Origin of the sequence: Pseudomonas brassicacearum, assembly GCF_003732265.1 — a bacterium.
GTDB classification, from domain to species: Bacteria; Pseudomonadota; Gammaproteobacteria; order Pseudomonadales; family Pseudomonadaceae; genus Aquipseudomonas; species Aquipseudomonas brassicacearum_D.
This window is the reverse complement of the sequence record NZ_MOBK01000009.1, coordinates 125,115-145,040: the sequence shown is the minus strand read 5'-3', so window position 1 is coordinate 145,040 and position 19,926 is coordinate 125,115. Positions and strand designations below refer to the sequence as shown.

General features: G+C 57.0%; 16 protein-coding genes. 12 read left to right on the top strand and 4 right to left on the bottom strand.

What is annotated here, in order from left to right; genetic code table 11:
* Nucleotides 1–52: 52 nt before the first annotated feature.
* The 7 genes from BK660_RS23340 to BK660_RS23310 all read left to right on the top strand — a co-directional run bounded on the left by BK660_RS23340 (nt 53) and on the right by BK660_RS23310 (nt 8,879).
* Complete coding sequence (locus BK660_RS23340) at nt 53–1,654, top strand: ABC transporter substrate-binding protein (protein WP_123435289.1); 1,602 nt, start codon at nt 53–55, stop codon at nt 1,652–1,654.
* 172 nt (nt 1,655–1,826) lie between these two features.
* On the top strand, nt 1,827–3,239 hold the full coding sequence (locus tag BK660_RS23335; RefSeq protein WP_123435288.1) for an OprD family porin: 1,413 nt from the start codon (nt 1,827–1,829) through the stop codon (nt 3,237–3,239).
* Between the two features lie 78 nt (nt 3,240–3,317).
* Complete coding sequence (locus BK660_RS23330; RefSeq protein WP_123435287.1) at nt 3,318–4,913, top strand: ABC transporter substrate-binding protein; 1,596 nt, start codon at nt 3,318–3,320, stop codon at nt 4,911–4,913.
* Between the two features lie 74 nt (nt 4,914–4,987).
* The gene (locus tag BK660_RS23325) at nt 4,988–5,998 is read left to right on the top strand and encodes an ABC transporter permease subunit (RefSeq protein WP_123435286.1); all 1,011 of its coding nucleotides are present in this window, start codon (nt 4,988–4,990) and stop codon (nt 5,996–5,998) included.
* Between the two features lie 10 nt (nt 5,999–6,008).
* Complete coding sequence (locus tag BK660_RS23320; protein ID WP_123435381.1) at nt 6,009–6,920, top strand: ABC transporter permease subunit; 912 nt, start codon at nt 6,009–6,011, stop codon at nt 6,918–6,920.
* A 10-nt stretch (nt 6,921–6,930) separates the two neighbouring features.
* Nucleotides 6,931–7,899 (top strand): ABC transporter ATP-binding protein, encoded by a 969-nt coding sequence (locus BK660_RS23315; RefSeq protein ID WP_027924492.1) that lies wholly within the window; start codon nt 6,931–6,933, stop codon nt 7,897–7,899.
* Nucleotides 7,899–8,879 carry a peptide ABC transporter ATP-binding protein gene (locus BK660_RS23310; protein ID WP_123435285.1) on the top strand — a complete coding sequence of 327 codons (981 nt, stop codon included), beginning with the start codon at nt 7,899–7,901 and terminating at the stop codon, nt 8,877–8,879. Before BK660_RS23315 ends, BK660_RS23310 begins: the two co-directional genes overlap by 1 nt.
* A 99-nt stretch (nt 8,880–8,978) precedes the next feature.
* Here the strand turns inward: BK660_RS23310 and BK660_RS23305 are convergent, their stop codons facing one another.
* A complete protein-coding gene (locus BK660_RS23305; RefSeq protein ID WP_123435284.1) occupies nt 8,979–9,233 on the bottom strand; it encodes a hypothetical protein in 255 nt (84 codons plus the stop codon).
* Between the two features lie 342 nt (nt 9,234–9,575).
* The gene (locus BK660_RS23295) at nt 9,576–11,159 is read right to left on the bottom strand and encodes a peptide chain release factor 3 (protein ID WP_123435283.1); all 1,584 of its coding nucleotides are present in this window, start codon (nt 11,157–11,159) and stop codon (nt 9,576–9,578) included.
* Between the two features lie 365 nt (nt 11,160–11,524).
* On the opposite strand from BK660_RS23295, the gene BK660_RS23290 reads away from it, so the two are divergent.
* The 5 genes from BK660_RS23290 to BK660_RS23270 all read left to right on the top strand — a co-directional run bounded on the left by BK660_RS23290 (nt 11,525) and on the right by BK660_RS23270 (nt 16,635).
* Nucleotides 11,525–12,241: an ABC transporter permease gene (locus BK660_RS23290; protein WP_123435282.1), complete on the top strand. Its 717-nt coding sequence runs from the start codon at nt 11,525–11,527 to the stop codon at nt 12,239–12,241.
* Nucleotides 12,242–12,261: 20 nt separating this feature from the next.
* Complete coding sequence (locus tag BK660_RS23285) at nt 12,262–13,155, top strand: glycine betaine ABC transporter substrate-binding protein (protein WP_123435281.1); 894 nt, start codon at nt 12,262–12,264, stop codon at nt 13,153–13,155.
* Nucleotides 13,156–13,167: 12 nt separating this feature from the next.
* The gene (locus BK660_RS23280; RefSeq protein ID WP_123435280.1) at nt 13,168–13,821 is read left to right on the top strand and encodes an ABC transporter permease; all 654 of its coding nucleotides are present in this window, start codon (nt 13,168–13,170) and stop codon (nt 13,819–13,821) included.
* Nucleotides 13,818–14,975, top strand: coding sequence for an osmoprotectant ABC transporter ATP-binding protein OsmV (locus BK660_RS23275; RefSeq protein ID WP_123435279.1), 1,158 nt, complete (start codon nt 13,818–13,820; stop codon nt 14,973–14,975). Before BK660_RS23280 ends, BK660_RS23275 begins: the two co-directional genes overlap by 4 nt.
* A 496-nt stretch (nt 14,976–15,471) precedes the next feature.
* A complete protein-coding gene (locus BK660_RS23270) occupies nt 15,472–16,635 on the top strand; it encodes a type III PLP-dependent enzyme (RefSeq protein WP_027924486.1) in 1,164 nt (387 codons plus the stop codon).
* Nucleotides 16,636–16,679: 44 nt separating this feature from the next.
* Here BK660_RS23270 and BK660_RS23265 read toward each other — a convergent pair whose 3' ends face one another.
* Both BK660_RS23265 and BK660_RS23260 read right to left on the bottom strand, forming a co-directional pair.
* Complete coding sequence (locus BK660_RS23265) at nt 16,680–17,558, bottom strand: hypothetical protein (protein WP_123435278.1); 879 nt, start codon at nt 17,556–17,558, stop codon at nt 16,680–16,682.
* A 46-nt stretch (nt 17,559–17,604) separates the two neighbouring features.
* Entirely contained in the window at nt 17,605–19,824 is a 2,220-nt protein-coding gene (locus BK660_RS23260; RefSeq protein ID WP_123435277.1) for an alpha-xenorhabdolysin family binary toxin subunit A, read from the bottom strand.
* Nucleotides 19,825–19,926 lie beyond the last annotated feature (102 nt).

Here is a 19,926-nt window from a genome sequence, read left to right as displayed (position 1 = left end):
GACGGGACGGCGGCTCATTGTCAAAACACTCGTGATTACAAGAGGGAGCGTCATGCGCCATTCCTTGGTTTTATCCGCATTACTGGGCACCGGCCTGTTGGCCGCCACTTCCATCAGCCAGGCCGCCAATAACAGCCTGGTGTTCTGCTCTGAAGGCAGCCCCGCCGGTTTCGATACGGCGCAGTACACCACTGCGACCGATAACGACGCCGCCGAGCCGCTGTACAACCGTTTGGCAGAGTTTGAAAAAGGCGCGACCAATGTCGTACCGGGCCTGGCCACCAGTTGGGATATTTCCGAAGACGGCCTCAAGTACACCTTTCACCTGCGCGAAGGGGTGAAGTTTCATACCACTCCCTACTTCACGCCGACCCGTGACTTCAACGCCGATGACGTGCTGTTCACGTTTAATCGCATGCTCGATCCGCAACTTCCTTTCCGTAAGGCTTATCCGACCGAGTTCCCGTATTTCAACGGGATGAGCCTGAACAAGAACATCGCCAAGGTCGAAAAGACCGGGCCGCTGACCGTGGTCATGACGCTCAACAGCGTCGACGCCGCGTTCATCCAGAACATCGCCATGAGCTTTGCCGCCATCCTGTCCGCCGAATACGCCGACAAGCTGCTGGCGGGCGGCAAACCGAGCGACATCAACCAGAAGCCGATCGGCACTGGGCCGTTTGTGTTCAAGAGTTATCAGAAAGACTCCAACATCCGTTACACCGGCAACAAGCAGTACTGGGACCCGAGCCGGGTCAAGCTCGACAACCTGATTTTCGCCATCAACACCGACGCTTCGGTGCGAGTACAGAAACTCAAGGCCAACGAGTGCCAGATCACCCTGCACCCTCGCCCTGCCGATGTAACTGCGCTGAAGAACGACGAAAAACTCAAGCTCATCGAGAAGCCTGGTTTCAACCTCGGTTACATCGCCTACAACGTTCGGCACAAGCCTTTCGACCAGCTCGAAGTGCGTCAGGCGCTGGACATGGCGGTGAACAAGCAAAGCATTCTCAACGCCGTCTACCAAGGCGCCGGGCAGTTGGCCGTCAACGCCATGCCGCCGACCCAATGGTCGTACGACGAAACGATCAAGGACGCCGCCTACAACCCGGAAAAAGCCAAGGAATTGCTCAAGGCTGCCGGCGTGAAGGAAGGCACCGAAATCACCCTGTGGGCGATGCCCGTTCAGCGCCCTTACAACCCGAACGCCAAGTTGATGGCCGAAATGCTCCAGGCTGACTGGGCAAAAATCGGTCTCAAAGTGAAGATCGTCAGCTATGAATGGGGCGAGTACATCAAGCGCACCAAGAATGGCGAACACGACATCAGCCTGATCGGCTGGACCGGGGACAATGGAGACCCGGACAACTGGCTCGGCACGCTTTACAGCTGCGACGCCATTGGCGGCAACAACTACTCCATGTGGTGTGATCCGGCTTACGACAAGCTGGTCAAGCAGGCCAAGGTCGTCACCGACCGCGACCAACGCACCGTGCTGTACAAACAGGCGCAGCAGTACCTCAAACAGCAGGTGCCAATCACGCCAGTCGCCCACTCGACGGTTAACCAGCCGTTAAGCGCCAAAGTCGAAGGGTTCAAAGTCAGCCCCTTCGGCCGCAACGTGTTCTCGGGCGTCAGTATCGACCAATAACCGATTAGCCAGAACGCTGGGGGCGTAGCACGCCCTCACGCAAGCGTATTGCCGTAATTCGTCAATTCGGCTTACAGCAAACGTTTGCGATGCCATGTATGAGTTCTAAACCAAATAGCCGGATCACCCAATAAGACCGGCATCAAAAAAAAGAAAGTAAGGAGCTTCACCCATGAAACTGAGCAGCACCGCGTTATTGGCCTTGGCCATCAGCAGCGTAACCGCCTCGGCGTACGCAGAAACCCAGAGCCAGGAATTCACCCCGGTGACGGTCAACACCAAAAGTGCACAAGCTGATGCAACGGGCTTCGTCGAAGGTCAATCCATCTCCGGCACCACACGCAACTGGTACGCCAACGAACAACTGAAACGTGGCAGCAAGTTCACTTACCGCAAAGACGGTGTAGCCACCCCGACTGATCGTCGTATCAACTGGGTTCAAGGCACCATCGTCAAGTACAACTCCGGCTTCACCGAAGGCACTGTAGGTTTCAGCACCGAAGTGGCCGCCTACAACGCTGTTGCTCTGGAACGCGATCGCGAGAACCTGGCTTCCAACAACGGTGGCGCACCGGGCTCCCGTCCAGGCGCGGGCAACAACCGTACCCTGACCAAAGAAGGCGGCGACGCTCAAGGTCAGTGGAGCAAGCTAGGCCTGGCCAACGTCAAGGCGCGCATCTCCAACACCACCCTGACCGCCGGCCGCATGAACTTCAGCAGCCCGCAGGTCGATGTGATCGGTAACCGTCCACTGCCTTCGAGCTTCCAGGGCGTCGCGGTCCACAGCGAAGAGCTGAACAACCTGGCTTTCGACCTGGGGACCTTTGACCGCGTTTCGCCGCGTACCGAAGAAAGCCTGAGCAAGTTCCGCTCCGAATACCAAAACATTACGGCTGAAACCGATCACGTCAATACGGCAGGTCTCACCTATACCCCTTTCGCCAGCCTGACCACCAGCCTGTGGGCGACCCAGGCCGAAGACTTCTGGAACCAGTACTACTTTGGCGCCAGCCACGTGTTGGGTGACAGTTCGGTACTGAGCCTGACCACCGGTCTGAACTACTACAAGACCGTCGACGAAGGTAAAAGACTGCTGGGCGGAATCGACAACCAGGCTGGCTCCCTGTCGTTCGGCCTGACTCACCAGGCTCACACCCTGACCTTCTCGTACCAGGAAATTAACGGTAACGAGTACTTCGACTACCTGCACGAAACCAACGGCATCTACCTGGCCAACTCCCTGCTGTCGGACTTCAACGGCCCGAACGAGAAATCCTTCCAGGTTGCCTACGGTCTGAACATGGCTGAATACGGCGTGCCAGGCCTGAAGTTCAACATCTATCAGGCTCGCGGCTGGGGCATCGACGGTACTCACTACACCGGCACTGCCTACGACGTTAAGAACATGGACGGCGAGCATCATTACGAATACGGCATCGGTTCTACGTACGCCATTCAGAGCGGCCCGCTCAAGGCCACCACTGTTCGCGCGACCTACACCGCTCACCGCGCCAGTGAAAACCAGGGTGATGGCAGCATCAACGAGTTCCGCCTCGTGACCACCATTCCTTTCAACATCCTGTAATGCACCTGCCCAACGGCTGATTCAGTGACGAATCAACCGTTGGGCATTAGTCCTTTAACTGATTGCAGAGGGTTCTTGATGAAAATGCTTCCCCTACGTGCGGCCATCGCTGCCGCGTTGCTGAGTGTCGCTGTTGGCGTCGCCGCCAAACCCCTGGTGGTCTGCACCGAAGCCAGTCCGGAAGGCTTCGATATGGTCCAGTACACGACTGCAGTCACAGCCGACGCCGTGGCTGAAACGATCTTCAACCGTCTGGCGGACTTCAAGCCGGGCACCACGGAAGTGATTCCGGCACTGGCCGATTCCTGGGACATCAGCGAAGACGGTCTGAGCTACACGTTCCACCTGCGCAAAGGCGTCAAGTTTCACACCACCGATTACTTCAAGCCGACGCGCGACATGAACGCCGACGACGTGGTCTGGAGCTTCCAGCGTCAGCTGGACCCGAACCACCCATGGCACAAACTGTCGAGCGTGGGTTTCCCGTACTTTGAAAGCATGGGCTTCAAGGAACTGCTCAAAAGCGTCGAGAAAGTCGACGACAACACGGTCAAGTTCACCCTGACCCGTCGTGAAGCGCCGTTCCTGGCCGACATCGCCATGGCCTTCTCCTCGATCTACTCGGCCGAATACGCCGACCAGTTGCTCAAGGCGAACAAGGCCGGCGACCTGAACAACAAGCCGATCGGCACCGGCCCGTTCGTGTTCCAGCGCTACAACAAGGACGCTCAGGTTCGCTTCAAGGCCAACCCGGAGTACTTCCGTGGCAAGCCACCGGCTGACGCGTTGATCCTGGCGATTGCCACTGACAACAATGTGCGCCTGCAAAAGCTCAAGGCCAACGAGTGCCAGATCGCGCTGTACCCGAAACCGGATGACATCCCGAGCATCAAGAAAGACACCAACCTCAAGGTTGATGAGCTGAACGCGATGACCGTTTCCTACATCGCGATGAACACCTCGCACAAATACATGAGCGATGTGCGCGTGCGCAAAGCCATCGACATCGCGTTCGACAAGGCCGCTTATGTCAACGCGCTGTTCGGCAAAGGCAATGCGACGGTGGCGGTCAACCCGTACCCGGACACCCTGCTGGGCTACAACCACAAACTGACCAACCCGCCGCGTGACCTCGACAAGGCCCGCGCCTTGCTCAAGGAAGCAGGCGTACCGGAAGGCACAACGTTTACACTGTTCACCCGTAACGGCGGCGGGCCGACCAACCCGAACCCGATGCTCGGTGCGCAGATGATGCAGGCTGACCTGGCCAAGGTCGGCATCAAGATCGACATTCGCGTCATGGAATGGGGCGAAATGCTCAAACGTGCGAAAAACGGCGAGCACGACATGGTTTCCGCCGGATGGGCGGGTGATAACGGCGATCCGGATAACTTCCTGACGCCTATGCTGAGTTGCGAAGCAGCCAAGAACGGCGAAAACTACGCGCGCTGGTGCAACGAGAAATTCCAGACGCTGATCGATGAAGCCCGAGCTAAAGTGAACCCGACGGAACGTGCAGCGCTCTACGAGCAAGCCCAGGAGGTTTTCAATCAGGACCAGCCATGGATCAGCATGGCGCACACCCGTATGTTTACTGCAATGCGCAACAACGTAGAGGGCTATCACATTAGCCCGCTTACCACGAATAACTTCGCCACCACCCAGGTGAAGTAAATAAGAAAACTCCCGGTGTCCCTGACTCCAGGGACACCAGGCACGCCTAACCGGCTGATGAGGTACACCACAAGATGTTTAGTTTTATTGCCCGCCGATTGGGGTTATTGATCCCCACGTTCTTCGGCATCACCTTGCTGACTTTCGCGTTGATTCGCATGATTCCAGGCGACCCCGTGGAAGTAATGATGGGCGAACGTCGAGTCGACCCCGAAATGCATGCTCAGGCAATGGAACGCCTTGGTCTGAACAAGCCGTTGTATGCCCAATACATTGACTACATCGGCAAACTGGCTCACGGCGACCTCGGCGAATCGCTGCGTACCCGTGAAAGCGTGTGGAGCGAATTCACCTCTCTATTCCCCGCGACCCTGGAACTGTCCATGGCCGCCCTGCTGTTCGCCGGCATCCTGGGCCTCTTGGCCGGGGTGATTGCGGCACTCAAGCGAGGATCCCTGTTCGACCATGGGGTGATGGGCATCTCCCTGGCGGGATATTCGATGCCGATCTTCTGGTGGGGCCTGATCCTGATCATGTTCTTCTCGGTGAGCCTGGGCTGGACCCCGGTGTCCGGGCGGATCGACCTGCTCTATGACATCGAGCCGCGCACCGGCTTCATGCTCATCGACACGCTGCTGGCCGATGACGTCGGTGCGTTCCTCGATGCCCTGCATCACCTGATCCTGCCGGCCATCGTGCTGGGTACCATCCCGCTGGCCGTTATTGCGCGGATGACCCGTTCTTCGATGCTGGAAGTGCTGCGTGAAGACTACATCCGTACCGCCCGCGCCAAAGGCCTGTCGCCTTCTCGCGTGGTGTTCGTGCACGGCCTGCGCAACGCGCTGATTCCGGTCCTGACCGTGGTCGGCCTGCAAGTCGGTACATTGCTGGCCGGTGCGGTCCTGACCGAAACCATCTTCTCGTGGCCCGGCATCGGCAAATGGCTGATCGAAGCCATTGGCGCCCGAGACTATCCAGTCGTGCAAAACGGCATCCTGTTAATCGCCTGCCTGGTGATTGTGGTCAACTTCGTAGTGGACATCCTCTACGGCTTTGCCAACCCACGCATCCGTCACCAGCGCTGAGATCATGACCATGACCACTCCAATTCCAGCGGCCGCAGTCGATCAAAGTCTGCTGTATCCGTCCCCGTACAAAGAATTCTGGCACGCGTTTTCCCGCAACAAGGGCGCCGTCGCCGGCCTGATGTTCATGTTGCTGGTGATTTTCTGCGCGATCTTCGCGCCGTGGGTTGCCCCGCATAACCCGAGCGAGCAATACCGTGACTTCCTGCTGACCCCGCCAGCCTGGCTGGAAGGTGGGCAGATCCAGTTCCTGCTCGGCACCGATGAACTGGGTCGCGACCTGCTGTCGCGCCTGATCACCGGTTCGCGCCTGTCCTTGATGATCGGCTTGTCGTCGGTGGTGATGTCGCTGATTCCGGGGATCCTCCTGGGCCTGTTCGCCGGTTTCTTCCCGCGCCTGCTCGGCCCGACCATCATGCGTCTGATGGACATCATGCTGGCCCTGCCGTCCCTGCTGCTGGCCGTGGCGATTGTCGCCATCCTCGGCCCTGGCCTGATCAACACCGTGATCGCGATCGCCGTGGTGTCCCTTCCGTCCTATGTTCGTCTGACCCGCGCCGCGGTGATGGGCGAGCTGAACCGCGACTACGTGACCGCTGCGCGCCTGGCCGGTGCCACGCTGCCGCGCCTGATGTTCATCACCGTGCTGCCAAACTGCATGGCGCCGCTGATCGTTCAGGCCACCTTGAGCTTCTCCTCGGCGATTCTCGATGCCGCCGCACTGGGCTTCCTCGGCCTTGGCGTTCAACCGCCAACCCCTGAGTGGGGCACCATGCTGGCTTCGGCTCGCGACTACATCGAACGCGCCTGGTGGGTGGTAAGCCTGCCTGGTTTGACCATTTTGCTCAGCGTGCTGGCAATCAACTTGATGGGCGACGGCCTGCGCGATGCGCTGGACCCGAAACTCAAGAACGCCGCCTGAGGAGATTCAAATGTCACTGTTAGAAATCAAGAATCTCAACGTTCGCTTCGGCGACAAGAACGCCGTTCCGGTGGTCGACGGGCTCGACATTACCGTGGAAAAAGGCGAAGTCCTGGCCATCGTTGGCGAGTCGGGCTCGGGTAAATCCGTGACCATGATGGCGCTGATGGGCCTGATCGAACATCCGGGGATCGTCACTGCCGACGCCCTGAATTTCGACGGCAAGAACATGCTCAAGCTCAGCAACCGTCAGCGTCGACAAATCGTCGGCAAAGACCTGGCCATGGTCTTCCAGGACCCGATGACCGCGCTGAACCCGAGCTACACCGTCGGTTTCCAGATCGAAGAAGTGCTGCGCCTGCACCTGAAAATGTCCGGCAAGCAAGCGCGCAAGCGTGCCATCGAGCTGCTGGAAAAAGTCGAAATCCCGGGCGCCGCGAGCCGTATGGACGCCTACCCGCACCAACTGTCCGGCGGTATGAGCCAGCGTGTTGCGATCGCCATGGCGATTGCCGGCGAACCGAAACTGCTGATCGCTGACGAACCGACCACGGCACTGGACGTAACGATTCAGGCGCAGATCATGGACCTGCTGCTGGCGTTGCAGAAAGAGCAGAACATGGGCCTGGTGCTGATCACTCACGACCTCGCGGTCGTGGCTGAAACCGCCCAGCGCGTGTGCGTGATGTACGCCGGTCAAGCGGTTGAAGTCGGTCAGGTGCCGCAGCTGTTCGACATTCCGGCGCACCCGTACAGCGAAGCATTGCTCAAGGCGATCCCGGAACACAGCCTGGGCGCCACACGCCTGTCGACCCTGCCGGGCATCGTTCCCGGTCGCTACGACCGTCCGCAGGGTTGCCTGCTGTCGCCGCGTTGCCCGTATGTGCAAGACAGCTGCCGCGCCACGCGCCCGGCCCTGGACCCGAAAAGCCACAGCCTCGCCCGCTGCTTCTACCCGCTTAATCAGGAGGTGGCGTAATGGCCGTCGTACTTACCGCCCGCGACCTGACTCGTCACTACGAAGTGTCCCGCGGCCTGTTCAAGGGTCACGCGACCGTGCGTGCCCTCAACGGTGTGTCGTTTGAACTGCACGCCGGCAAGACCCTCGCCGTCGTCGGTGAATCGGGCTGCGGCAAATCCACCCTGGCCCGTGCGTTGACCCTGATCGAAGAGCCGTCCTCGGGCTCCTTGAAAATCGCCGGCCAGGAAGTCGCCGGTGCCGACAAGGCCCAGCGCAAGCAACTGCGCAAAGACGTGCAGATGGTGTTCCAGAGCCCGTACGCTTCGCTCAACCCTCGGCAGAAAGTCGGTGATCAGCTCGGCGAACCGCTGCTGATCAACACCAATCTGTCGGCGGCCGAACGTCGCGAGAAAGTCCAGGCGATGATGAAGCAGGTGGGCTTGCGTCCCGAGCACTACCAGCGTTATCCGCACATGTTCTCCGGCGGTCAGCGCCAGCGGATCGCTTTGGCTCGCGCGATGATGCTGCAGCCTAAAGTGTTGGTAGCGGACGAACCGACCTCGGCGCTGGACGTGTCGATTCAGGCGCAGGTGCTGAACCTGTTCATGGATTTGCAGCAAGAGTTCAACACCGCCTACGTGTTCATCTCGCACAACCTGGCAGTGGTTCAACACGTTGCCGATGACGTGATGGTGATGTACCTCGGTCGCCCGGTGGAAATGGGTCCGAAGAACGACATCTACGAGCGTCCGCTGCACCCGTACACCCAGGCACTGCTGTCGGCCACACCGACCATTCACCCGGACCCGAACAAGCCGAAAATCAAGATCGTCGGCGAGTTGCCTAACCCGTTGAACCCGCCGTCGGGTTGCGCTTTCCACAAGCGCTGCCCATACGCCACCGAGCGCTGCAGCACCGAAGAGCCAGCCCTGCGCCCTCTCGATATCCGCCAGGTGGCTTGCCACTACGCCGAGCAATTCCTCGACGGCGCGGCGTAAAGAAATGTGGGAGCAGATTTGCTCCCACATTAATACCGGACCTCTTCTACGACGACTGCGCATCTGTTGGAGTAGAAGGGGTTTTCTTTTGCCTGCCGATCAAGTCTGGCTGTCCCCTTCATCCTCATCGGTGTCAGGCTCTTCAGTGGTCGAATCGTCATCGTCCTTGCTACCGCCCTGATCTTCGTCCCCAGGCTCTGATTCGGATTTGGCGATCATCATTGCGGCATGTACAACCTGCCCGCTCGACACCTGCTCGCCATGCTCGGGGCACTCCGCCCACGCCGCTGACATGCCCACGGACAACATCACTAAAACCTTAAGCAACAGCACAATGCGTTGAAAAATGCTCATAGCCGAATCCATCCTTTTTGGGTGACGCTTGGGTGCCTGACTGGCGCTGAATGAAATCTAGTTCCGATCAGCGTGGTTCACCAGATAGGACGCTAACGGTGGGCCGGAAATGCCCGTGTTCGGCAGATTGGTTTTGAATAACAGTTATGGCGAACAGTTATTTAGAATCTTGACTCGGTCCAGTGTGGGAGCGGGCTTGCTCGCGAAGGCGTCAGGTCAGTCAAAATCCATAATGAATGAACTTCCGCCTTCGCGAGCAAGCCCGCTCCCACACTAGACCGAGTCAGCAATAAAAAACCCCGCAGCTTTCGCAACGGGGTTTTGGGTGTTTCTACTCAGCGCTTAGTGATGCTCACGTGTCGCACGGAATTTCACGTCCGGCCAGCGCTCTTCCATCAGTGCCAGGTTGACCCGGGTCGGGGCCAGGTAGGTCAGGTGACCACCGCCGTCGATCGCGAGGTTTTCCACGGCCTTGTTGGAGAATTCCTCAAGCTTCTTCTTGTCGCTGCAATCGATCCAGCGCGCGGAATAAACGGTGATCGGCTCGTACGAGCACTCAACCTTGTATTCCTCTTTCAAGCGGCTGGCGACCACATCGAACTGCAGCACCCCGACGGCGCCGAGGATGATGTCGTTGCTGCGCTCGGGAAAGAACACCTGGGTCGCGCCCTCTTCCGCCAACTGCTGCAACCCTTGACGCAGTTGCTTGGATTTCAGCGGATCACGCAGGCGTACGCGACGGAACAGTTCCGGGGCGAAGTGCGGGATGCCGGTGAAGCCCAAGGTTTCGCCTTCGGTGAAGGTGTCGCCGATCTGGATGGTGCCGTGGTTGTGCAAACCGATGATGTCGCCGGCAAACGCTTCTTCCAGCTGCTCACGCTCGGAGGAGAAGAAGGTCAGCGCGTCGCCGATCCGTACGTCCTTGCCGGTGCGCACGTGGCGCATCTTCATGCCTTTTTCGTACTTGCCGGAGCAGATACGCATGAAGGCGATACGGTCGCGGTGTTTCGGGTCCATGTTCGCCTGGATCTTGAACACGAAACCGGCAAATTTCTCTTCAACCGGTTCCACGGTGCGCTCGTTGGCCACACGGGCCAGCGGTTTCGGCGCCCAGTTGACCACGGCGTCGAGCACGTGATCGACACCGAAGTTACCCAATGCAGTACCGAAGAACACCGGCGTCAGTTGGCCGTCGAGGAATTCCTGCTGGTTGAACTCGTGGCAGGCCCCCTGCACCAGCTCCAGCTGATCGACGAAGCGATCGTATTCATCGCCCAAATGCGCGCGCGCTTCATCGGAATCGAGCTTCTCGATGATCTTCACATCGGTACGTTCGTGGCCGTGACCGGCGGTGTACACGATGATGTAGTCGTCGGCGAGGTGGTACACGCCCTTGAAGTCGCGATAGCAACCGATCGGCCAGGTGATCGGCGCTGCCTTGATCTTCAGGACCGCTTCGATCTCGTCGAGCAGTTCGATCGGGTCGCGGATGTCACGGTCGAGTTTGTTGATGAAGCTGACAATCGGCGTGTCACGCAGACGGCAAACGTCCATCAGCGCGATGGTCCGCGGCTCTACACCCTTACCGCCGTCGAGAACCATCAAGGCCGAGTCCACCGCCGTCAGGGTGCGGTAGGTGTCTTCGGAGAAGTCTTCGTGGCCCGGGGTGTCGAGCAGGTTGATCATGTGGTCGCGATACGGGAACTGCATGACCGACGTGGTAATCGAGATACCACGCTGCTTTTCCATTTCCATCCAGTCGGAGGTGGCATGGCGGTCGGACTTGCGAGACTTCACCGTGCCCGCAATCGCAATCGCCTTGCCCATCAGCAAGAGCTTCTCGGTGATGGTGGTTTTACCGGCATCGGGGTGGGAAATAATGGCGAAAGTGCGGCGTTTCGCGACTTCGGCGGCCTGTTTGGTCATGGGAAATCGCCTGGCAGGTGATTCAAAAAAGGGCGGCGAGTATAGCGCAAACCGAGCCTTACGGACCACCGCTCGCCCTGTCGCCAACGACGATTGACCAACTCGCAGGGACATCAAGGGTGGCTAAATGCTGTTAATTATGGAACCTTTTAAAAGGTGCAGACGTCCACTCCCCTGTTACGGCACTCGTACCAGGGGCTGAAAAATCAGCAAGTTGGCCTGACGAGGCTGCGCTTATGGCTCGATCTCATGCGGTTTCATCAGCATGAAGAGCTGCTTCTCGCGAACGTTGATAATCCCGGCAGCCAGCAATGGCATTGCCACTCGGGACTGCGTTCGCCGACAAAGAAAAAAGGAGTCCGCCTGTGGCTATTCGCTATGGCAAGGGGCTGATAGGAGGTGCGGTTGTCGTCGCCCTCCTGGCCCTGCTGGTCCATTGGATTGGCATCAACACGATCGAACATTACCGCGACGATTTGTTGTTTTACCTGCAAGCTCATCTGATTCTCGTCCTTGTTTCCATGCTGGCCGCCCTTGTTGTGGGCATCCCCGCCGGTATCTTCCTCAGCCGTCCGTCCATGGTGGACCGAGCTGAGCGCTTCATGCAGATCTTCAACATCGGCAACACCGTGCCGCCTCTCGCCGTACTGGCCATCGCCCTGGGGATTCTGGGCATCGGCAGCGGCCCTGCGATCTTCGCCCTGTTCCTCGCCTCGCTGTTGCCGATTGTGCGCAACACCTATGAAGGCCTGAAAAACGTTCAGGGTTCACTGAAAGAAGCCGCCGTCGGCATCGGCATGACCCCGACTCAGGTGCTGTGGCGGGTTGAACTGCCGAACGCGGTACCGATCATCGTCGGTGGCGTGCGCGTGGCGCTGGCGATCAACGTCGGGACGGCTCCGCTGGCATTCCTCATCGGCGCCAACAGCCTGGGCAGCCTGATTTTCCCCGGCATCGCCCTGAACAATCAGCCGCAACTGCTGCTCGGCGCGGCCTGCACCGCCCTGCTGGCCTTGCTGCTCGACGGTCTGGTGACACTCGCCAGCCGCCTCTGGCTCGAACGCGGCTTGCGCCCGTCTTAAGCCTCGGCAAAGGAATCAAAATGAAAAAAGTATGCTTATTTCTAGGCTGCGCCCTGCTGTTCGCAGGATTTGCCCAAGCCGCTGAAAAACCGGTAATCCGCATCGGCGCCCGGGTGTTCACCGAACAAACCCTGCTCGCGGAAATCACCTCCCAATACCTGCGCACCAAGGGTTATGACACCCAGGTGACCGGCGGCCTGGGCAGCAACCTCGCTCGCAGCGCCCACGAAAGTGGCCAGCTGGATTTGATGTGGGAATACACCGGCGTGTCGCTGGTGGCTTACAACCACATCACGGAAAAACTCGACAGCGCCCAGTCCTACGCCAAGGTGAAAGAACTCGACGCGAAAAAAGGCCTCGTCTGGCTGACCCCGTCGAAATTCAGCAACACCTACGCCCTGGCCCTGCCGGAAAAAACCGCGAAAGCCTATCCGCAAATCAACAGCATCAGCGAGCTGAACACGGTGTTGCAGGCTGAGCAAAAGGACAATCATCTGGTGGCACTGGACACCGAATTCGCCAACCGTTCCGACGGTCTGGACGGCATGGTCGACCTGTACGGCATGAACCTGACGCGCAAAAACATCCGGCAGATGGATGCTGGTTTGGTCTACACCGCCCTGCGCAATGGCCAGGTGTTTGCCGGTCTGGTCTACACCACTGACGGTCGATTGAACGCCTTCAAGCTCAAACTGCTCGAAGACGACAAGCACTACTTCCCCGACTACACCGCCGCGCCGGTAGTGCGTCAGGTTTACCTCGACGCCCATCCGAAACTCGCCGAAGAACTCAAGCCGCTGGCCGAACTGTTCGACGACGAAACCATGCGCCAGCTCAACGCGCGGGTCGATGTCGATCACGAAAGTCCGTCATCCGTTGCCGCCGATTTCCTGCGCCAACATCCCATCAAATAAGGAGGAAAAGACATGGAATTTCTGAACGCCTTTTCCCATCTCGACTGGCCATTGGTGCTGCACCTGACCTGGCAACACATCACCCTCGTCGGCATCGCCGTGACGTTGGCAATCGTGGTCGGCGTGCCGTTGGGCATCCTGATGACGCGTTTCCCGACGCTCGCCGGTCCCTTGCAGGCCAGCGCCACCGTGCTGCTGACCGTGCCGTCGATTGCGTTGTTCGGCCTGCTGCTGCCGTTCTACTCCAAATTCGGCCAGGGCCTCGGTCCGATGCCGGCGATCACGGCAGTGTTTCTGTACTCGCTGCTGCCGATCATGCGTAACACCTACCTCGCCCTCACCGGCGTCGAACCCGGTATTCGCGAAGCCGCGCGCGGCATCGGCATGACCTTCGGCCAGCGCCTGCGCATGGTTGAACTGCCGATTGCAGTGCCGGTGATCCTCGCCGGCGTGCGCACGGCCGTGGTCATGAACATTGGTGTCATGACCATCGCCGCGACCATCGGCGCCGGTGGCCTCGGGGTACTCATTCTCGCTTCCATCAGCCGCAGCGACATGTCGATGCTGATCGTCGGCGCCGTGCTGGTCAGTCTCCTGGCCATCTTCGCCGACCTGCTTCTGCAATGGCTGCAACGCACGCTGACTCCAAAAGGACTCCTGAAATGATCGAACTTCAAAACCTCAGCAAGACCTTCCAAAGCAACGGCAAAGATGTGAAAGCCGTGGACTCGGTAAGCCTGACCGTCAATGAAGGCGAAATCTGTGTGTTCCTCGGGCCATCGGGCTGCGGCAAAAGCACCACGCTGAAGATGATCAACCGCCTGATCAAGCCGACCTCCGGCAAGATCCTGATCAACGGCGAAGACACCACCGACCTCGATGCAGTAACCCTGCGTCGCAACATCGGTTATGTGATCCAGCAGATCGGTCTGTTCCCGAACATGACCATCGAGGAAAACATCACCATCGTTCCGCGCCTGCTGGGCTGGGACAAACAGAAATGCCACGACCGCGCCCGCGAGTTGATGAGCATGATCAAGCTCGAACCCAAGCAGTACCTCAATCGTTATCCGCGCGAGTTGTCGGGCGGTCAGCAGCAGCGGATCGGCGTGATTCGTGCGCTGGCGGCGGATGCGCCGTTGTTGTTGATGGATGAACCGTTCGGCGCGGTCGACCCGATCAACCGCGAGATGATCCAGAACGAGTTCTTCGAGATGCAGCGTGCGCTGAACAAGACCGTGATCATGGTCAGCCATGACATCGACGAAGCGATCAAGCTGGGCGACAAGATTGCGATTTTCCGCGCCGGCAAGCTGCTGCAGATCGATCACCCGGACACGCTGCTGGCGCACCCGGCGGATGAGTTCGTCAGCAACTTCGTCGGCCAGGACAGCACGCTCAAGCGCCTGTTGCTGGTGAAAGCCGAGGACGCGGCGGACAACGCACCATCGGTGAGCCCGGAAACGCCGGTGGCTGAAGCGCTGGAGTTGATGGATGAACTCGACCGTCGTTATGTCGTGGTCACCTGTGCGGACAACAAGGCTCTGGGCTACGTGCGTCGGCGCGACCTGCACCGTCAAACCGGGACTTGCGCGCAGTATCTGCGTGAGTTCAACGCTACGGCGGCGTTTGACGAGCATTTGCGCATCCTGCTGTCGCGCATGTACGAGTTCAACCGTTCTTGGCTGCCGGTGATGGATGCCGAGCGGGTGTTCCTTGGGGAAGTGACTCAAGAGTCGATTGCCGAGTATTTGAGCTCCGGCAAGTCACGTGGGGGCAAGACCAGCATTGTTTCGCCAGCCGAGACTGCTGTCGCCTGATCTGATCCTGTGGCGAGGGAGCTTGCTCCCGTTGGGGCGCGAAGCGGTCCTGAAACCAGAGCACGCGGTTGTTCTGATAAACCGCATGTTCTGATTTTACGACTGCTGCGCAGCCGAACGGGGGCAAGCCCCCTCGCCACAAAAGCTATGCCTATCCCTCCAAAAGTCCCCATTCGGGGAACATCACACTGTCATGCAGGTCGGTTACATCAGTAGCTGTCCGGGACCGCACGACGGAAGCGTGCAAAAACGCGACATTTTTTGTTGATCTCAAGCCCCTCACGCCCTAAAGTTCGCGCCGAACGTCCATGCTGGAAACGATCCATCCGGCTCAAGTACTGACGACGAGACAGCAAGGCCAAGGGAAAGCACCGCTTCCCATGGCCTTTTTGCTTTCGGCGACATGCCTTGGGAAGTAGGCGAACCAAAGTGGGGATACGGAGGACGTTCATTTGCACCCATTGATAATTATTGTTTGCCAGTAGGAGTTCCCAGCATGTCGATCAACGTCGAAGACTATTTCGCGCGCGATACCTTCAACAAAATGAAGGCCTTCGCCGACAAACAAGAAACCCCGTTCGTGGTGATCGACACCGCGATGATCAGCCAGGCCTATGACGACCTGCGCGCCGGTTTCGAATTCGCCAAGGTCTACTACGCGGTCAAGGCCAACCCGGCCGTCGAAATCATCGACCTGCTCAAAGAGAAAGGTTCGAACTTCGACATCGCGTCGATCTACGAGCTCGACAAAGTGATGAACCAGGGCGTCGGCCCGGATCGCATCAGCTACGGCAACACCATCAAGAAATCCAAGGACATTCGCTACTTCTACGAGAAGGGTGTGCGTCTGTACGCCACCGATTCCGAAGCCGACCTGCGCAACATCGCCAAGGCTGCACCGGGTTCGAAAGTCTACGTGCGCATCCTCACCGAAGGCTCGACCACGGCTGACTGGCCTTTGTCGCGCAAATTCGGCTGCCAGACCGACATGGCCATGGACCTGCTGATCCTCGCCCGCGACCTGGGCCTGGTGCCTTACGGCATCTCGTTCCACGTCGGCTCGCAACAGCGCGACATCAGCGTCTGGGACGCCGCGATCGCCAAGGTCAAAGTGATCTTCGAACGCCTGAAAGAAGAAGACGGCATCCACCTCAAGCTGATCAACATGGGCGGCGGCTTCCCGGCCAACTACATCACCCGCACCAACAGCCTGGAAACCTACGCTGAAGAAATCATCCGCTTCCTCAAGGAAGACTTCGGTGACGACCTGCCGGAAATCATCCTCGAGCCTGGCCGTTCGCTGATCGCCAACGCCGGCATCCTGGTCAGCGAAGTGGTACTGGTTGCGCGTAAATCCCGCACGGCGGTAGAGCGCTGGGTGTACACGGATGTGGGCAAGTTCTCCGGCCTGATCGAAACCATGGACGAAGCCATCAAGTTCCCGATCTGGACCGAGAAGAAAGGCGAGATGGAAGAAGTGGTCATCGCCGGCCCTACCTGCGACAGTGCCGACATCATGTACGAAAACTACAAGTACGGTTTGCCGCTGAACCTGGCGATCGGTGATCGTTTGTACTGGCTGTCGACCGGTGCGTACACCACCAGCTACAGCGCGGTTGAATTCAATGGCTTCCCGCCGCTGAAGTCGTTTTACGTGTAAGTGATCTCATGACGTAAAAGGCCCATGTAAAAATGGGCCTTTTTTTATTTCCGTAGCCATTCTTCAAAATGGTTCATCATCGCCATACATTCATGGACGCCCTCGACAGTCGCACCCAGTTTGAAATTCAACTCGCTGAGTTTCGACGTATTCTTTGCTCTCAAGAGTTCGTTCATCGTTTCATTCACGCGCTGATAAATTTCTTCAATAAACAGGCCCATTTTCGAGTTCACAGAAACGAACCCATCAAATAACAGTGCAATATCAGCCTTATACGCGGCGGCCCTGACTGAAGCGTCTCTGGAAGGGTAAGTGATATCCCAGACTGGTGTAGTTCCAGCCTCGCGAAACAACTCCTCTGCCACAGTCGGCAGGGAATGGCAAAGACAGGATTGATAGTTCATCGCCCGGATGAACACCGACTTCAGTCCAAATGACTCGTTATACAGTTCTGTGATCGTGTATTTCAGTTGTCGTACCGCAGCTCTCAGTTCATCAAATCGAAGAAACAACTCATGAAGCAGATCCTTTACATTACGTGGTGGAAATAACTTCCAAGTCGGAGAGCGGGATAAACTGTACAACCTGAAGTCCACCTGACCAATAGGTTCGTTCCTGGACGTCTGCCTGGTTATTTCCAAGGACTCGCGGGAAAACGTGTTGAGATCGCCTAAATAAGCACTGCATAAAAGCCGGGTTTCTTCGGTTCGTCCCCAAAACGCCTGCAGATATCGCTCATTAAACGGGGCATTGCTCAAGCGAGAATCCCTGGCGAGAACCGCCAGTTGGTGACCACTGTTTCTTCGGCGTTCAAACACAACCGGTATTGTGTTGAAAGTAGGATGAAGCGTACTCAAGAACTGGGTGTAACGATCTAACACGCGCCGCTGCGCCGCGATAAACTCATAGACAAGTGTGCTCATCTTCCATGTTGGAGGAGGTGGGTATACAACCCACCTTCTCCACTCCTTACGCCTGATGAATAGTTTTCATATAGTTAACAACATCTGCAATCCGGGCAATCGCGGTATCAGTTCGAGATTCAACGGGCAGGGATTTATCTTGATTAAAGTCTCGGGAGAACCGTTCAAAATCGGCAACCAGATCCGCCAGTTCATTCACATATGCCACCCGGCTATCGTCCAGCTTGTCCAGCGTTCTTACCAATTGAATCTTGCCATCAATCTGGATTAGATCTTTGGCGTATTTTTGCGACTGCACTCGTAGATCGGCTGCTCTCTCCTTGAGCCGGTTGTACGCCTCCAACATGTTGAGATAGGAAATAGCCTTACCGATACCGGAAATCAGTTTTTTTAATGTATCAATGGCCAATAATGCGACTTGAACCTGTGGCGGTGCCAGACCCAGCGCTTGCAGATTATCCAGCGACAGCTGCACCTCTTGGCCGATTTTTTCAATTCCGGCTTTCCCGATCAAGTCGATCGCTTCGGAAACAGACTTCATCTGCCCTGTCAGTTCAGCAAGTTTTTCTTCGGCGTACGTTTTGCGTTCCTCAGCAAATGTCCGATCCTGCTGCAGCGTAGTAACCCACTTTTCAGAGGCCGCTCTGTCGTAAGGAGAGCTGATGCTCTTGTGGACAACTTTTAGATCTTCGGAGTGTGCGGACATTGTGTTGAATACAATTTTGAGTTCCGCCTCCATATCTTCATGAACCTCTTCCACGTCGTCCGGATACTCAAGCTCTGCCTGATAGTCCTTCAGCTTTTTCCCCGAACGCTCCAGCTTGATGGTGGTTGTCTGGGCCTGGCTCCGCAGGTCGGACGTTGTTCTGTTGATAGTGATCGCCAAATTGTTCATCGCCCGGACAGTGCCAGGCAAATAATCGTATTGTTCGACGAGCATCAGTGCAGTGGTGCAAGATTCTTGCACCGCAGCATTATGCCCACGCAGATCCGCCATATTGAAACCTGGAGTTTCCGAAACATTAAATAGCGAATACATGCGTGCCCTACCCTTAACAATCAAACGATCACTTTCATATTCCTTATCCGCCTGCGCGAACACTCCCAACAACTGATCCGAACTTGCTTTTATCTGTTCCCATGGATCAATGACACTCAGTATCTGATTTTTAAAGCGCCTCAAGGAAGTCGCTTCCTCCAGCTGATCGATCTCTTGCACTGAGGCGGCGATGTAGGTACTCAACGCATTCCACACCAGCATCAGATTTTGAGTCGCTACTTCAGCCTCGATCGCAACGTAGCTCAGGTTCTGAAGATCATCACGCACCTTATTCAACGAGCTCAATGTCTGGTTTTTACTGGCCATGAGTTGATTAGAGACGAGTTGCGCCTCCTTGAGTCTATTGCGTTCAACGCGTATGTTTTCAGCCTTGACGCCCTGATAAATTCCAAGAATCAAACCTGCAATATTGAGAGTGGCAGCCGCCGCGATCGCCTCTTGAACCAATTGATCGTATTGCTTATTGAGTACATCGATCTCTTTCGAGCGCTGATCAATTTCACCTTGTAAAATTTTAATATCAGCCTGATACGTATTTTTGGAAACAAACTCCAGGCGCAATTTTATTTCTGGCAGCACTTGCGTACGCATATCAGTGCCAAAGCTGTCCAGCTCTGTTCTTACACTCTCGGCCTTATCATGGCATAACCTGATTTTTGTCAGCAGGTCATTGAGGTAAGCCTTGATGTCCGGAACATCTCCTTCAGGCAAGCCAAGATCAGGAAGATTTGGAATCTTTAGTTTAAGTTTCTGATACTCCTCTGGCGTGTTGATATTGTGCTCTTCCAGGTACTTTGATGACTTGAGATCCTCATAGACCTCTACAATGCCGTTGCCAGTCCTGATAATGCTGCCACCGAATATTTTAAGGTCCGTGCCTGTCAGCATTATTTTCTCGCGCAAGGGCGCCCAGCGCTTGGCATGGTCATACGTCATTGTGAATGTGCGCAGAAAATCTCTCGCGGCAAGTCCCACACCGCCGTTATCTCCTGCGCCATAATTCAGGTACGCATTAACATCCTGGAGCCGGACAGGAAGCGACAACCCCAGGGTTTCATACTTCCTCAGGCTGACAATCTGCTTTGCCGTCAATTGAATCCCGGTCTCCCGGTTAAAATCCTCTCCATCGCCAATCGATGCATCCACAAATACTTTCGGCGCCTTGGCTGCGGCTTGAACGATCTTGTCGTCTATATTGAATTCCATCAGAGACTCCTTGTCTTCTTAGGCTATTTATAAGAATAAGTTACCGTCGATATTGATGAGTTACTTACCCCACTCAATGTCAGATATCGCGTAAAAAGACTC

Coding starts and splice junctions, on each gene's coding strand:
- BK660_RS23295 (WP_123435283.1), bottom strand. CDS start 11,159: ATGACCAAACAGGCCGCCGAAGTCGCGAAACGCCGCACTTTCGCCATT.
- BK660_RS23305 (WP_123435284.1), bottom strand. CDS start 9,233: ATGAGCATTTTTCAACGCATTGTGCTGTTGCTTAAGGTTTTAGTGATG.
- BK660_RS23315 (WP_027924492.1), top strand. CDS start 6,931: ATGTCACTGTTAGAAATCAAGAATCTCAACGTTCGCTTCGGCGACAAG.
- BK660_RS23285 (WP_123435281.1), top strand. CDS start 12,262: ATGAAAAAAGTATGCTTATTTCTAGGCTGCGCCCTGCTGTTCGCAGGA.
- BK660_RS23280 (WP_123435280.1), top strand. CDS start 13,168: ATGGAATTTCTGAACGCCTTTTCCCATCTCGACTGGCCATTGGTGCTG.
- BK660_RS23330 (WP_123435287.1), top strand. CDS start 3,318: ATGAAAATGCTTCCCCTACGTGCGGCCATCGCTGCCGCGTTGCTGAGT.
- BK660_RS23340 (WP_123435289.1), top strand. CDS start 53: ATGCGCCATTCCTTGGTTTTATCCGCATTACTGGGCACCGGCCTGTTG.
- BK660_RS23335 (WP_123435288.1), top strand. CDS start 1,827: ATGAAACTGAGCAGCACCGCGTTATTGGCCTTGGCCATCAGCAGCGTA.
- BK660_RS23270 (WP_027924486.1), top strand. CDS start 15,472: ATGTCGATCAACGTCGAAGACTATTTCGCGCGCGATACCTTCAACAAA.
- BK660_RS23325 (WP_123435286.1), top strand. CDS start 4,988: ATGTTTAGTTTTATTGCCCGCCGATTGGGGTTATTGATCCCCACGTTC.
- BK660_RS23320 (WP_123435381.1), top strand. CDS start 6,009: ATGACCACTCCAATTCCAGCGGCCGCAGTCGATCAAAGTCTGCTGTAT.
- BK660_RS23265 (WP_123435278.1), bottom strand. CDS start 17,558: ATGAGCACACTTGTCTATGAGTTTATCGCGGCGCAGCGGCGCGTGTTA.
- BK660_RS23310 (WP_123435285.1), top strand. CDS start 7,899: ATGGCCGTCGTACTTACCGCCCGCGACCTGACTCGTCACTACGAAGTG.
- BK660_RS23260 (WP_123435277.1), bottom strand. CDS start 19,824: ATGGAATTCAATATAGACGACAAGATCGTTCAAGCCGCAGCCAAGGCG.
- BK660_RS23275 (WP_123435279.1), top strand. CDS start 13,818: ATGATCGAACTTCAAAACCTCAGCAAGACCTTCCAAAGCAACGGCAAA.